This is a genomic window from Psychrobacillus sp. PGGUH221, from assembly GCF_042055255.1.
GTDB lineage: Bacteria > Bacillota > Bacilli > Bacillales_A > Planococcaceae > Psychrobacillus.
Genome location: NZ_JAQMHQ010000008.1, coordinates 244,854 through 258,464, shown reverse-complemented (window position 1 = coordinate 258,464; position 13,611 = coordinate 244,854). Strand labels below are relative to the sequence as shown.

Annotated in this window: 15 protein-coding genes and 1 pseudogene; 7 read left to right on the top strand and 9 right to left on the bottom strand. The window is 36.3% G+C overall.

Going from position 1 to position 13,611, the window contains the following annotated elements; translation table 11 throughout:
• Positions 1 to 111: 111 nt before the first annotated feature.
• Genes PGC35_RS15110 through recX form a run of 3 tightly spaced genes read right to left on the bottom strand, consistent with a single transcriptional unit; the run spans position 112 to position 1,514 of the window.
• On the bottom strand, positions 112 to 378 hold the full coding sequence (locus PGC35_RS15110; protein ID WP_375219765.1) for a YfhJ family protein: 267 nt from the start codon (positions 376 to 378) through the stop codon (positions 112 to 114).
• Position 379: 1 nt separating this feature from the next.
• Positions 380 to 709, bottom strand: a complete 330-nt coding sequence (locus PGC35_RS15105) for a YfhH family protein (protein ID WP_053592023.1) — start codon at positions 707 to 709, stop codon at positions 380 to 382.
• Positions 702 to 1,514: a recombination regulator RecX gene (recX, locus tag PGC35_RS15100; RefSeq protein ID WP_375219764.1), complete on the bottom strand. Its 813-nt coding sequence runs from the start codon at positions 1,512 to 1,514 to the stop codon at positions 702 to 704. The genes PGC35_RS15105 and recX overlap by 8 nt, the downstream gene beginning before the upstream one ends.
• A gap of 98 nt (positions 1,515 to 1,612) precedes the next feature.
• Between recX and PGC35_RS15095 the strand changes: the two genes are divergently transcribed.
• The 4 genes from PGC35_RS15095 (at position 1,613) to PGC35_RS15080 (ending at position 6,167) form a co-directional block, all read left to right on the top strand.
• Positions 1,613 to 2,509, top strand: a complete 897-nt coding sequence (locus PGC35_RS15095; protein ID WP_375219763.1) for a TIGR01777 family oxidoreductase — start codon at positions 1,613 to 1,615, stop codon at positions 2,507 to 2,509.
• Between the two features lie 53 nt (positions 2,510 to 2,562).
• Positions 2,563 to 3,369 (top strand): polysaccharide deacetylase family protein, encoded by an 807-nt coding sequence (locus tag PGC35_RS15090; RefSeq protein ID WP_053592020.1) that lies wholly within the window; start codon positions 2,563 to 2,565, stop codon positions 3,367 to 3,369.
• A gap of 160 nt (positions 3,370 to 3,529) precedes the next feature.
• A complete protein-coding gene (rlmD, locus tag PGC35_RS15085) occupies positions 3,530 to 4,906 on the top strand; it encodes a 23S rRNA (uracil(1939)-C(5))-methyltransferase RlmD (RefSeq protein ID WP_375219778.1) in 1,377 nt (458 codons plus the stop codon).
• 121 nt (positions 4,907 to 5,027) lie between these two features.
• The gene (locus PGC35_RS15080; RefSeq protein WP_375219762.1) at positions 5,028 to 6,167 is read left to right on the top strand and encodes a zinc-dependent alcohol dehydrogenase; all 1,140 of its coding nucleotides are present in this window, start codon (positions 5,028 to 5,030) and stop codon (positions 6,165 to 6,167) included.
• 591 nt (positions 6,168 to 6,758) lie between these two features.
• Here PGC35_RS15080 and PGC35_RS15075 read toward each other — a convergent pair.
• From PGC35_RS15075 to PGC35_RS15060, 4 genes are read right to left on the bottom strand one after another with little or no spacing between them, the layout of a single operon-like run.
• A complete protein-coding gene (locus PGC35_RS15075; protein ID WP_375219761.1) occupies positions 6,759 to 7,187 on the bottom strand; it encodes a GNAT family N-acetyltransferase in 429 nt (142 codons plus the stop codon).
• A gap of 3 nt (positions 7,188 to 7,190) precedes the next feature.
• Positions 7,191 to 7,403, bottom strand: a complete 213-nt coding sequence (locus PGC35_RS15070) for a hypothetical protein (protein ID WP_375219760.1) — start codon at positions 7,401 to 7,403, stop codon at positions 7,191 to 7,193.
• 27 nt (positions 7,404 to 7,430) lie between these two features.
• Positions 7,431 to 7,709 carry a hypothetical protein gene (locus PGC35_RS15065; protein ID WP_375219759.1) on the bottom strand — a complete coding sequence of 93 codons (279 nt, stop codon included), beginning with the start codon at positions 7,707 to 7,709 and terminating at the stop codon, positions 7,431 to 7,433.
• A 15-nt stretch (positions 7,710 to 7,724) separates the two neighbouring features.
• Positions 7,725 to 8,174, bottom strand: coding sequence for a hypothetical protein (locus tag PGC35_RS15060; RefSeq protein WP_375219758.1), 450 nt, complete (start codon positions 8,172 to 8,174; stop codon positions 7,725 to 7,727).
• Between the two features lie 155 nt (positions 8,175 to 8,329).
• On the opposite strand from PGC35_RS15060, the gene PGC35_RS15055 reads away from it, so the two are divergent.
• Positions 8,330 to 9,112, top strand: coding sequence for an SDR family oxidoreductase (locus PGC35_RS15055; protein WP_375219757.1), 783 nt, complete (start codon positions 8,330 to 8,332; stop codon positions 9,110 to 9,112).
• Between the two features lie 20 nt (positions 9,113 to 9,132).
• Here the strand turns inward: PGC35_RS15055 and PGC35_RS15050 are convergent.
• Together PGC35_RS15050 and PGC35_RS15045 are read right to left on the bottom strand one after the other, a co-directional pair.
• Positions 9,133 to 9,855, bottom strand: a pseudogene (locus PGC35_RS15050) (class I SAM-dependent methyltransferase).
• 18 nt (positions 9,856 to 9,873) lie between these two features.
• On the bottom strand, positions 9,874 to 11,049 hold the full coding sequence (locus PGC35_RS15045) for an MFS transporter (protein WP_053592012.1): 1,176 nt from the start codon (positions 11,047 to 11,049) through the stop codon (positions 9,874 to 9,876).
• A 427-nt stretch (positions 11,050 to 11,476) separates the two neighbouring features.
• On the opposite strand from PGC35_RS15045, the gene PGC35_RS15040 reads away from it, so the two are divergent.
• Both PGC35_RS15040 and PGC35_RS15035 read left to right on the top strand, forming a co-directional pair.
• Positions 11,477 to 11,662 (top strand): SE1561 family protein, encoded by a 186-nt coding sequence (locus PGC35_RS15040; protein ID WP_053592011.1) that lies wholly within the window; start codon positions 11,477 to 11,479, stop codon positions 11,660 to 11,662.
• Between the two features lie 325 nt (positions 11,663 to 11,987).
• On the top strand, positions 11,988 to 13,517 hold the full coding sequence (locus PGC35_RS15035; protein WP_375219756.1) for a fumarate hydratase: 1,530 nt from the start codon (positions 11,988 to 11,990) through the stop codon (positions 13,515 to 13,517).
• Positions 13,518 to 13,611: the final 94 nt, after the last annotated feature.

Here is a 13,611-nt window from a genome sequence, read left to right as displayed (position 1 = left end):
AACGCTAGGAAATCAATTTCCTAGCTTTTTTTATTTTGGCTTTGTTTGACTCATTGTAAGAATCAGTGTTTTTTGTATTCTCAATTTAAAAACTTTCCGTAATAAATACCTTTAATTTAAGAAATCATCTACTTCCAAAAGATGCTTATACTTTTCATTCGAGCTAGCAAATTCATGCAATTGGTCACCATAACCTTCTATCCATTTTTTGATGACCATTTCAGTGACTGCTGCACCTTTGTAATCATATCCTGCTCTCGCATAAGATGATTCAAAATCTGACCAAAGCAGTTCAATCCATGCTCTTGCCTTTGCAGCAGAAAGTTTATCGTTTTTTTCAATTAGCTGTTGTGTTAAAGTATCTATTTTATCCTGCATCTTATTTTCCTTCCTTTAGAGGCAATAATAACGAAATTGGTAATGCTTCTTCATACTTGTCTCCACCTAATCTGTATCCCCAGGCAAATCTTCCTTTAAGATACTCCACTTGAAAAAATATTCCTGGATCACTTGAGATACGGTACATTTCACCTGGTTTAATAGATGCTGGATCAGTTAGAAACGCTTGAGCCATTGTAGCTTTTCTTTCATATACTGCATATTCATTTACAATACCTAATTGTTCTGCTTTTCTTGCTTTCTCTTTCAGTCTAGCGATTTCAGTTCGTAATTCTTGTTCTGTCATATCACTATATTTTTTCTCAATCATCCTGTTGTTCCAGCTCCTTTTTCTCTATAAATAAATCAATTTGCTCTCCGGGAAATCCTTTTAAGTATAGTGCTTGTTTTACCCTGTTCCTCAAATCATATCCCGTATATTTCGATACATATTTTCTCCAAACCTTGTCACCCTGAGTTGAAATAATATCTTCCCATTCTTCCTGTTCTTTTTCGAGTTCAAAAGATTCTATTGCTTGGGAAATAATCGAGAAGTTGTATCCTTTTCGTTGTAACGCCTCTTGCACCTTTTGTTTAATTTGCCTTGGTGTTTTATCTGAATTTTGGTTAATTATTTTTTCAGTCAGTGTCCGAGCAATTTTCAATTGTTCGTCTTCTGTATAAGTTGCTAAAACCTCTTCTTGTAAGTCTTTTTCAATTCCTTTTTTCTTTAATTCTTGGCGTATAGCTGAAGGGCCCTTTTTACTGTTTTTCTTTTGAGTCGCGACTAATGCTTTCGTAAAACTCTCATCATTTAAAAAGCCATGCTCGTATAGCTTTCGAATTGCTTCTAACACTACTGCTTCTCCAAAATCACTCGTTAATAACTTTTTCTTTACCTCATGCTCACTTCTCATACGATAACTCAAAAAGTTGATTGCTTTATTATAAGCCTTTCTTACTTCATCATCAAAAACGATTTCATCGATTGTAAAAGCTTCTATCACTTTCCCTTTTGTAAGCTGATACTTAATTAAAACAGCTTCATCTACACTAAAAGCATATTTTTCATCCAAATATAAATTATATCGTTCTTTATTATTTTTTTGACGACCTATTTTTGTAATAATCGGCATTTAGTAAACCTCTCCATTCATCCCTACTATTATACCGTATATTTTAATAGGTGATAACTCTGGAGAATGTTAAGATATTCCATAAAGGAGGGCTGAATATGAAAATAGCTATTACTGGAGGTACTGGATTTGTAGGTAGTGAACTAACTAACCTACTCGTTCAAATGGGACATGAGGTATTTATTTTAACTCGTTCACCCAACAAAGACATAAATAATGTTTCATTTGTAAAATGGTTATCAGGCAATTCCTTACCTGAAAAAAAGCTGGAAGGAATTGATGCAATCGTAAATCTTGCTGGTGAGTCCATAAATAATGGAAGATGGACCGTTGAACAAAAAAAGAAAATCTACGAAAGTCGAATGCAAGCAACAGATGAAGTTATTCGAATACTACATGCATTAGAGCATAAACCAAAAGTTCTTGTAAATGCTAGTGCAATTGGCATTTATCCTGCCTCGGAAGATATAACATATACCGAAAACTCACTCGTAGTTGGAACAGACTTTTTAGCGAAAACAGTTCAAGACTGGGAAGTTAAAGCACAAACAGCTGAACAACTAGGAATTAGAGTTGCTTATGGAAGATTTGGAATCATTTTAGGGAAAAGTGAAGGCGCACTTCCACTCTATGCTCTTCCGTATAAACTATTTGTTGGAGGACCTATCGGCTTGGGTAAAAATTGGATGTCGTGGGTTCATGTCAGAGATGTTTCAAAAGCTCTACTGTTTGCCATAGAAAATAACATACATGGCCCTTTTAATGTCGCAGCACCGGATGCAAAAAGAATGAATGAGTTTGGCAAAATATTAGCGAGCGTATTAAAAAGACCCTATTACTTCCCAGTACCTTCTTTTGCGTTAAAACTTGCCCTTGGTGAAAAAAGCCAACTTGTTTTGGAAGGTCAACATGTCTTACCGGAAGTCTTAATAGAAAATGGATTTGTTTTTGATTTTCCAAATCTGAGTAAAGCACTAACAGATATTTATTCATGAATAAATAAAAACCACTAGCGCAACCTACTTAAAAAAAGGAGGTTGTGTTTTTCATGTGGAAATACCATGTATTTGGAATAGTATTAGCTGCGTTTGTCATCAGTATGGGGTTCTTCTATCAACCCTTCTCTGCGCAATCCAAAGAAATACATTGGGGATTGAAGAAAGCGACAAACGAAATTCCAGCAGAAGCAGGTTCAGAATTAGATGCGATGCTTGAAAGAAATGGCGCTATTTACAAAGGTCCATCAGATAAAAAAGTTCTCTATTTCACTTTTGATAATGGCTATGAAAACGGATATACAGAAAGTATCTTAGATACGCTAAAAAAAGAAAATATTAAAGCTACATTCTTTCTTACAGGACATTATCTAGAAAGTGCTACCCCTCTTGTTAAACGAATGATTGAAGAGGGACATCAAATTGGAAACCATTCTTATGGTCATCCGAATTTAGCTAAGCTTTCAAAAGAAGGTGTGAAGAAAGAATTGCAAAAGTTTGACCAACGATTGAGCGAGCTAACCACCCTAAAAAGAACTACCGTTACTCGTCCTCCAGAAGGAATCTTTAATGAACAAGTATTACAAGCTGCAAACGAAATTGGCCATCAGCATATATTTTGGTCAATTGCTTTTATCGATTGGCACAAGGATGTGAAGAAGGGCGGAAAATACGCTTACGATCAATTAATGTCTCAAATTCATCCTGGTGCAATCATTCTAATGCACACTGTTTCACCTGATAATGCAGAAGGTCTTCCTATGTTCATTCAAGAAGCAAGAAAAATGGGTTATACATTTGGAACAATAGACGAATTAAATATGAATAATCTGGATATTCCGATTGATTTGCAACCTTAAAATTGTCCTTTATAATAGAAGCAAGATTATAAAGTGAAACTTCATTCATAGTAATGGGATGTTAGTTGAAACAATCGGACTTTTACTTTTAGTTAGTCCCCACCGAAGTGATGAAGTGGGGACTTTACTACTAGTTAAAGCGGATAAAGGACGTGAAGGAATGACAGAACAAACAGTAATACAAGTAGGACAAGAATTTCCTCTAACGATAAAAAGACTTGGAATAAACGGCGAAGGTGTAGGTTTTTTCAAACGAAATGTTATTTTTGTTAAAGGTGCTTTACCTGGCGAAGTAATAACAGCTCAAGTGACAGAAGCTAAGGCAAAATATGCAGAAGCAAAAATCAAAAAAATCCGTCAGGCTTCCCCTGATCGTGTAGTTCCACAATGTCCAGTTTATGAAGCATGCGGTGGCTGTCAGCTTCAGCATATGAGTTATGGGAGACAGCTAATCGAAAAAAGAGATCTTGTTATCCAAGCACTAGAACGTTATGTCAAAGACTTAGCACCAACTATTGATGTAAAACAAACTATTGGCATGGATAACCCGTTAAATTATCGAAATAAGAGTCAGTTTCAGGTAAGAAGCATAGGAAATAAAGTTATCGCTGGATTATATGCCGAAAGCTCAAACAAATTAATTGATATCAATGAATGTATTATGCAACACCCAGTGACTACACATATCACAAATGAAATTAAAGGCTTCCTGCATAAACTGAACATTCCTATATACGATGAAAAGAATCCAAATGGAATAGTTCGTACGATTGTTGTTCGTACAGGTGTAAAAACAGGACAAATCCAAGTAACACTTGTTACTACTAAAAAGAAAATGCCTCATAAAGAGGAACTTGTTCAACTAATTCGTGGAATTGATTCTAATATTGTGTCCATTAGTCAAAACATTAATGCAGAAAAAACATCACTTGTTTTTGGTGATACAACATTCAATTTATTCGGAAAAGAAACGATTCATGAAAAACTTGGAGAATTGGCTTTTGACTTATCAGCTAGAGCATTCTTCCAACTAAATCCGGAGCAAACTGAAAATTTATACACTGAAATAGAAAAAGCGGCTGCTCTTACGGGAAATGAAACAGTAGTAGATGCCTATTGTGGCGTAGGTACAATCGGACTTTGGCTTGCAAAAAATGCGAAGGAAGTTCGAGGAATGGATATTATAGAAGAATCTATTCAAGATGCTAAAAAGAATGCTAAACGGAATAGCTTCACTAATACAAAGTATGTTCACGGAACTGCGAAACAATGGCTAACAAAATGGAAAAACGAAGGTTTTGTTCCAGATGTTTTAACCGTCGACCCACCACGCACAGGTCTTGAGGATGAATTTATCAAAACCGTTTTAGCTATCAAACCAAAACGTTTTGTATACACTTCATGTAATCCTTCCACTCTTGCAAAAGATCTTCAGCAGCTAACAAAGCTTTACGATGTGAAATATATTCAGCCAGTAGATATGTTTCCTCAGACTTCACATGTTGAAGCAGTAACTCTACTAGAATTAAAGAACTAAAAATAAGCCAGAGAATCTGTTTAAGATACTCTGGCTTTTTTAACTTCTTCTTAATTATTGGTTTTGTTTTTTCAAATTGGGTTATTACTATTAATGAGACACTTTTAAAGGAGGAGATTTTTTGAAAGCAGTCACTTTCCAAGGAGCAAAGGATATTAAGGTAAAGGAAGTACCCGATCCAATAATTGAAAAGAGCGATGACATTATCGTACGTATTACGACTACTGCCATTTGCGGTTCTGATTTGCATATTTATAGAGGTGCTACGCCTACACGAAAGGACTATGTGATTGGCCATGAACCTATGGGAATTGTAGAAGAAGTAGCACCTGATGTTACAAAAGTTAAAAAAGGTGACAGAGTTGTTATACCTTTTAACATTTCCTGTGGAGAATGTTTCTATTGTCAAAACGAAATGGAAAGTCAATGTGACAATTCAAATGAAAATCCAGCTATAGATTCAGGTGCTTATTTTGGCTTTACCGAACGCTATGGTAATTATCCTGGTGGACAAGCAGAATTTTTAAGAGTGCCCTATGGCAATTACATGCCTTTTAAGATTCCAGAATCCTGCGAATTAGAAGATGAGTCCTTATTATTTATTTCGGACGTTCTTCCTACAGCTTATTGGAGCATTGAAAATTCTGGAATGAAAGCAGGCGATACTGTTGCGGTACTTGGTTCTGGACCAATCGGACTGATGGTACAGAAATTTGCCTGGATGAAAGGTGCAAAGCGAGTTATTGCTGTTGACCATGTACCCTATCGTTTAAATCATGCGATCAAGATGAACAATGTGGAAGCATATAATTTTGATGATTTTGATGACATGGGAAGCCACATTAAGGAAATTACAAATGGTGGAGTAGATGTTGTTATAGACTGTGTCGGTATGGATGGGAAAATGTCCATGATAGAAAAAGTAGAACAAAAGCTTAAGCTTCAGGGTGGAACACTGAGCGCTATTGATATTGGCCTAAATTCAGTAAGAAAGTTTGGAACTATCCAATTAACTGGCGTTTATGGATCTCTTTATAATATGTTCCCACTAGGTAATATTTTTGAACGAAACGTAACTTTAAAAATGGGACAAGCCCCGGTTATTCACTATATGCCTATGTTATATGAAATGATAGCGAACGGCGAGATTGATCCACGCGAAATTATTACACATAGAGTTCCTCTAGAAAAAGCAAGCGAGGCATACAAAACATTCCACGATTTTGAAGAAGAAAGTATTAAGTTTGTCTTAAAGCCATAAACTTCTGTTGCGAGGGCACTGAAAAAATCTATAGAATTTGACCTAACTAACAATGTCATCCGATAAATAAGAAAATCGTTGAAACGGCTCCCTTTCCGCGGGCGTTGCCTTAGCCTCCTAGGCCAACACGATGTTGGTCATGCAATCGTTGCTGCAGGATGCGGCGAACTTAGATTGCCTTCCCCTCAACTGCGGGGTCTTCGGCTAACGCTATTCCCGCAGGAGTATCGCCTTTTTCAACGATTTTCTATAAATACTAATTAAAAAATTGTAAGAGATAAAAACTTGCTCTATTAATGGCATAATGGTTTTCTAATTGAAAAGCGGATAATAGTTAATTGGAGTGGAGGGCGGCGACTCCTGCCGAAATAGCAAATGTTTTCTGCACCGAAAGCGAAGCGGCAGGTGCATGAGCTGAAGACCCTGGACTGAGCGTAGTGAAATTAATTTTTGCGACGAGCTTGCGCAGGAGCATCGTTTTTTTGCGACGAGCTTGCGCAGGAGCAAGGGAAGCGGCTGAAGCCATGCCGGTGGAAAGCGTCCGCCTGGAACGGAAATTAATAGGTCGATAAGCCAAATATCCAACTAAATTTAGTCGTTAGCTACTCTTTTATCATTAGTTAACTCACACATAAAACGTTCAACGCCTGGATATTTTTCTCCTAAACTCGTAATCTCAAATCCATACTTTCGATAAAATTCAACTGCATCCCTATCGGTTTCGGCATGAATAGAACAAGAAGAATAGTGAGCACAAATAAAATTAATCATTTGGCTTCCTATTCCCTTTCCTCTTTTACTAGGTGATACAGCGATGTGTTTTATTTCAATAGTATTTGAGCTTATAATTTCAATCCCAATACAACCAATTATACTTTCTTTTAACTCAAGCCCATATAAATTTCGTTCATTTGAAGATACGTATTTTTCATATTCTTGATTAATCTTATCCACAGAAGTCGCAAAAGACAGAAGCTGCCTTAGTTCTGAATGTATCGATTTGGCATTAATTTTTATCAATTGTTACCTCCTGTTCGTCGTTCCACTCTTTTCTTCCACACTTATTTTTTTTAGCTCTATAAGCCCGCCTATAAACGAAGCAAACCCTCCCATTCCTATAATTACTGGAAGAAAGGAAACAGTAGTCATTGTATCATTTGTCATTAAAAAATACATTATATAGAAGAACAAAACAAGGCTACTAGTAGCTCCTATTATTACACTTATTTTTCTCATAATTATTCACCCTTCGACACTGCGGTATTAGAAAAATAGAATATATGAAATAACAAAATATACAATACCTAATCCTATTTCCGTAAGTACAACCTTTCTTTTAGCTTTGTGATAATAACTTTCAATACCGTCTACTGTAGAGCCAATGCCTCCCATAACAAAGACAAAGCTTAGTATAGAAATATCCAAGTCGTTAACTATTGCCATTATTAAAAAGATAACCATTGCCAAGAGTATAAAAAATCTCGTAAACAAAATGGGCTTAGAACTTTTCTTTCTGTTCACTTTTTCAATGAATAATTCCATTAAACTTACCTCGTGTCATTTATTAATTGCATTATTAGTATTCCTATTTTCAAACATTCCAATCATTATGGATAACCCTGCGACAATTGCTGGAATACCTAGTTCATTTATCCGGTGTAACCAAAAAGGAATAGGAACAGTAAAATTAGATAAATCAGGAGTTGTATATTTTACGATAGTGAATATAACTGGGCTATAAAATGCAATAAGCAAACTTGGTAAACTTACACATAATAGTAATGGCCAATTTATATTAACTGCCCAAGTTTTGATAAATAGTAGTGATATATATAAGCCAAATATTAAAAATATAGTTGCATTGAACCAAAAAAAAGGAAGCATGTCGAACGTTATTGCGCTATTATCTCGAATTCTTTGCCGTAAAAAGGAACTTAATAATGTCAAAGCAATTAAACCAACAACCCAACATAATTTCCAAGCGTAATTTGACCAATTAGTACGCATATGAAATCCCCCTATCATAATCGTTTCTAAGAGTACTTTTATATCATACGTTTTGAATTGAAAATTAGTTTCATTTTTTGCAAAATTTTCCGTTTTAAGATCATACTCTTTGAATTGGCATAGGTTTTATAGTTAAAATGGAGTATATAAAAGAAATGGGTGATGATATGTTCCAAGGAAAAGTATGTGTCATAACGGGTGGAGGCAAGGGAATTGGCAGATGTCTTGTAGAAGAGTTTTCAAAGCTGGGATGCTCTATTGCTTTTATTGATAAAGATGAAAATGCAGGTCAGAAAGTGCTTACCAACTTATCTGGCAATCATTTATTTATAGCTGGGGATTTAGCTAAAAAAGAAGATATTGAGAAGTTTGCCAATCAAGTTATTCAAAAATATGGCTCAATTGATTTCTTGCTTAATAATGCGTGTTTTAGCAATAAGGGAATTATAAGCGATTGCAGTTATGAGGATTTTACTGAAGTATTAAATGTAGGGATAACAGCACCTTTTATGTTGACAAAGCTATTTCTAACTCATTTTAGCAATCATGCTTCTATCGTCAATATGTCGTCCACTCGAGCATTTATGTCCCAAGCGGACACGGAGAGCTATAGTTCCGCAAAGGGAGGTATATCAGCACTAACTCATGCTCTTTCTATTAGCTTAGCAGGAAAGGTACGTGTGAACGCAATCAGCCCTGGATGGATTGAAACTGGTGCATATCATGAATCAAATGAAATCTATAATGCTTCTGATGAAGATTTACTTCAACATCCATCTCACCGTATCGGAAATCCACTTGATATAGCAAGAGCTGCTATTTTCTTATGTGATCCCAAAAACGATTTTATCAACGGAGAAAATATTACAATTGATGGCGGTATGTCCAAGCTAATGATTTATAATGGAGATGGCGGTTGGAACTACAATAAACAATGAAAAAGGAAACACTTGGTGATTTAATCCCGAGTGTTTCCTTTTTTAATTGCTTTTACAATCATAAAATGTGGATTTTTCATTAGACGTTCATATTTTTCAGGTTCATTCATTTTAAATTCTTCTGTAGGTTGAGGTTCAATTATCCGCTCAATAGAAAAATGCACAAGTGTATCATTTAGTATCTGTTGAAGAGGTTTCCGGTAGAATGGAACTTCAATCACTTTCCCTTTTCTTTCCCATTAGTCGATAATGAATTCTTTTGAAAAATAATCTCCATTTTCGGATAATCTAAAATCCATAAAGGGATGGTGGACGGAAAATAACAGTTTTCCACCGGGATTTAATATTCTCTGAAACTCCTTGAAAGTGCTGCTCCAGTCCTTTATATAATGAAGTACTAAAGAGCTAATGATCCAATCAAATGTTTCATCTTCAAAAGGAAGCTTTTCTCCCAAGTCTATACAAAAAACACTTGCAGCTTCCCCAACTCTTCTTTTAGTAGCCTCTACCATTTTAGGACTAATATCGGTGGCAGTTACATCTGCTCCTAAATGGATCAATTGTTTTGTATACCACCCAGCCGCACATCCTGCCTCCAGAACTTTATTATTTCTTAAATCGGATGGCAAAAGGTTCATCATCGCAGGTCGTTCATATTGCGTGTTGAATGGACTATTAGTATCCACGTTATATTCATAATCATCCGCAAGCTGATTGTATGTTTCTTTCACTCTATTATTCATATTTCACCTCACACTCCTTCAAACAAAACTTTTCTTTTGAGGATTCGATACAAAGATAATAAACGATAAAATGCCAAGTAGTAAGGCAACTAATACTAAAAAGCTAATACCTTCAAATAGCTGAATAAAAAGACCGCCTAAAAAGGGACCAGAGAGACTTCCAAGACTAAAGAAAATACCACAAATTAAATTACCTGTAGGAAGCAGTTCTTTCGGTGTTAAGTCAGCCATATAAGAAATCCCCAATGAGAATGTCGACCCTACAAACATTCCAGCTATAAAGAATAATATGGCTATTATCATGGTAGAAGTTTCAAAAAGACTGGCAATTCCAAATGTAATTGCACCAAGGCCAAGCATTATGATTAACACTTTTCGTCTTCCTATTTTGTCACTTAATACGCCAAGTGGCAGTTGAGAGACAACTCCACCAATAGAAAATGCTGCTAGTATGTACGACAAGCTTGTAACTTCTATAGCATTTCGAAGTGCATAAACCGGATAAATGGCGTTTAAAGAAGATTCCAAGAATCCATAACAAAACGGAGGAATAAATGCTACCCAAGCAACTGCGAACGCTGCTCCAAATCGTTTCCATGTTCCTGTGTGAGCTGATGAGCTAGTATGAATTTCTGGTTTTTCATTTTTAACAAAAAAGACTAGCAACCAGGCTCCTAAACAGAGAAGACTAGATACGATAAACGGCAGCCCTTCAAAGATTTCTACAAGTTGGACAAACAAAGGTCCTACTGCAAAACCCACACCAAATGAAAGACCGTATATCGCTATATTTCTTCCTAATCGATGTTGTGGGGAGAAGCTAGTAATCCAAGTCTGTGTGGAGAAATGAAGGGCATGATCTCCAATCCCTATCAACAATCGCAATACAAACCAAAATGCAACACTCTTCCATAACGGAAAGAGCATTAGTGAGACAATTACGAGTAGCCCACCTATAACAATAATGGGCTTGTACCCAAACTTACGAAGTGGAGGCTCGATAAATGGAGATATTAATAATGTACCTATATAAAGACCTGTTGCACTTAATCCATTTAAAGTCGCACTTACCCCGTCTTGCTCAAATATTACGGAGATGAGTGGCAATAACATCCCTTGTGAAAAACCTGATATAGATACAATCGTGACAAGTATCCAAAATCTCTTACGTTCAACTGCTGTAAATTGCTGCATATGCTACCTCTTTTTATATATTCTAAGTTGTTCTAAACAGTAGTGTAGCAGACAAATCGATCACATTATATATATTTTTCTTAAAAATTGGGTAAGCTATAGAAAGCAGACATCAACAAAAGGCCCAGTCGATATCTACGTGAGATCTGACTGAGCCTTTTACATATAACTATTATTCACTTGTATATTCATAACTGCATTTGCGGCGTCTATGCCGGTGAAATGTCTGAACCCCCTCCTTCTCTCGATTGAATGGTTTTCGACTATTCACTACGGCCTCCCTTCTATGTATGCCTTAAAGAAACTTTAACACATAACGATAAAAGAGTAAATATTCTAAATACAATAATTATTAAAATAACTCTTTGGACCTATCTTTTATACCTATTTTCATTTATTCTTAAATCATAAAGTGAGGTGTTATTCTGTGGGTAAACAAATTTCAAATCCAGAACAACAAGTATCTTATTTAAAAGATCGTCTGCAAATGTTTTTAGAGGTATTAGATTCAATTGAACCTGAAACGACTGAACTGGAAGATATAGATCGACTTATTCAAATGATGGATGACTTAGAGTTGAAAATGGAACAATTTAAAAGTTCAAACGATTAAAACGCATGTCAAAGAAGTTCGGAATGCATCACATTGCGAACGCTCAGATTGTCGACAAAAGGTATCGAGAGGCCTCCTCACGATACCTTTTGTCAATTTAAAGAACCAGATTAGTAAATCGTCCGCAAACTGATCAACACTCATTCAGCTGGCGGGGCAGAGCCGCTTCCTTCCCTACGCTCCAATCAATCTATTGGATAATTACATATGAAGATACGTTAAGGCTCTACATAAAACTTACATGAATCCTCTCTTTTTTTCGAAGTGATTAAATAGTATACTTGTAATGTTTAAGATACATTTACATAGAAGGAGCGTTTGTCCCATGCAATTGGAGCAATTAGAAAAAAGTATTTATGACTTAGTAACCGAAACATCGACAAATTTACCAAAAGACGTCCGTCGAGCAATTAAAAAAGCGAAAGCAGCTGAAAATGCTGGTACACGAGCGGCGATGAGTTTAGACACCATTACAAATAATATTCAGATGGCGGATGACAACGTATCCCCTATTTGCCAAGATACTGGGTTACCAACATTCAAAATTAAAACACCTGTTGGAGTTAACCAACTAGAAATTAAAGCAGCGATTAAGCGTGCGATCGTGAGCGCTACTAAAGATGCGAAGCTTCGTCCTAACTCTGTTGATTCATTAACAGGGAAAAACAGCGGCGACAACCTTGGCGAAGGTGTCCCAGTAATGAAATTTGAGCAATGGGAAAAAGATTATATTGAAATGAAGCTAATCCTAAAAGGTGGCGGCTGTGAAAACAAAAACATTCAGTATAGCCTTCCTACAGAACTAGAAGGCTTGGGCCGAGCTGGACGTGATTTAGACGGAATTCGTAAATGTATTTTACATTCTGTTTATCAAGCACAAGGGCAAGGATGTTCTGCAGGCTTTATTGGAGTGGGCATTGGTGGAGATCGTTCCTCAGGTTATGACCTTGCAAAAGAACAATTATTCCGTCATGTAGAAGATACAAATCCTAATCCAGATCTAGCAAAATTAGAAGAGTATATTGTTGAAAAAGCAAATACATTGGGTATAGGAACTATGGGATTCGGTGGAGAAGCAACTCTACTAGGCTGTAAAATTGGTGTAATGCACCGTATACCAGCAAGCTTCTATGTTTCTGTCGCTTACAACTGTTGGGCATACCGTCGAATGGCAATTAACATTCACCCAACTACAGGTGAAATCATAGATTGGCATTACCAAGATGGAGAAAAAATTGAATTTAAAGAAGAAACTACTGAGGAAGCTCCTAAAAAAGTGGTGGAACTTCAAGCTCCAATCTCAGAAGAACAAATCCGCTCCCTACAAGTAGGAGATGTTGTATCAATCACTGGTCGTATGTATACAGGTCGTGACGCAATCCATCATCACTTAATGAGTCATGATGCTCCAGTAGATTTAAACGGACAGATCATTTATCACTGTGGTCCAGTAATGCAGAAAGACGATGAAGGTAATTGGCATGTACGTGCTGCGGGACCAACTACTTCTATTCGAGAAGAACCATACCAAGGCGATATTATGAAAAAATTCGGTATTCGTGCGGTAATTGGTAAAGGTGGGATGGGACCTAAAACACTTGCTGCACTATCCGAACATGGTGGAGTATATTTAAATGCGATTGGCGGAGCAGCTCAATACTACGCAGACTGTATTAAAGGCGTCGAAGGCGTTGACTTAATGGAATTCGGCATTCCGGAAGCAATGTGGCATTTACGAGTGGAAAACTTCACAGCTGTTGTTACAATGGACTCACACGGCAATAGTTTACATGCGGATGTAGATAAGTCTTCGTTAGAAAAACTATCTGCATACAAAGAACCTATATTCAACTAAACGTATCGATTGACATTAAATAACTTCTAAATTATAATAATTATAAAGTAGTAATGAATATAAAATGGATTTCCAACTGGGAATCCATTTTCGT

Coding starts and splice junctions, on each gene's coding strand:
- PGC35_RS15110 (WP_375219765.1), bottom strand. CDS start 378: ATGCAGGATAAAATAGATACTTTAACACAACAGCTAATTGAAAAAAAC.
- PGC35_RS15105 (WP_053592023.1), bottom strand. CDS start 709: ATGATTGAGAAAAAATATAGTGATATGACAGAACAAGAATTACGAACT.
- recX (WP_375219764.1), bottom strand. CDS start 1,514: ATGCCGATTATTACAAAAATAGGTCGTCAAAAAAATAATAAAGAACGA.
- PGC35_RS15095 (WP_375219763.1), top strand. CDS start 1,613: ATGAAAATAGCTATTACTGGAGGTACTGGATTTGTAGGTAGTGAACTA.
- PGC35_RS15090 (WP_053592020.1), top strand. CDS start 2,563: ATGTGGAAATACCATGTATTTGGAATAGTATTAGCTGCGTTTGTCATC.
- rlmD (WP_375219778.1), top strand. CDS start 3,530: ATGACAGAACAAACAGTAATACAAGTAGGACAAGAATTTCCTCTAACG.
- PGC35_RS15070 (WP_375219760.1), bottom strand. CDS start 7,403: ATGAGAAAAATAAGTGTAATAATAGGAGCTACTAGTAGCCTTGTTTTG.
- PGC35_RS15065 (WP_375219759.1), bottom strand. CDS start 7,709: ATGGAATTATTCATTGAAAAAGTGAACAGAAAGAAAAGTTCTAAGCCC.
- PGC35_RS15060 (WP_375219758.1), bottom strand. CDS start 8,174: ATGCGTACTAATTGGTCAAATTACGCTTGGAAATTATGTTGGGTTGTT.
- PGC35_RS15055 (WP_375219757.1), top strand. CDS start 8,330: ATGGGTGATGATATGTTCCAAGGAAAAGTATGTGTCATAACGGGTGGA.
- PGC35_RS15045 (WP_053592012.1), bottom strand. CDS start 11,049: ATGCAGCAATTTACAGCAGTTGAACGTAAGAGATTTTGGATACTTGTC.
- PGC35_RS15035 (WP_375219756.1), top strand. CDS start 11,988: ATGCAATTGGAGCAATTAGAAAAAAGTATTTATGACTTAGTAACCGAA.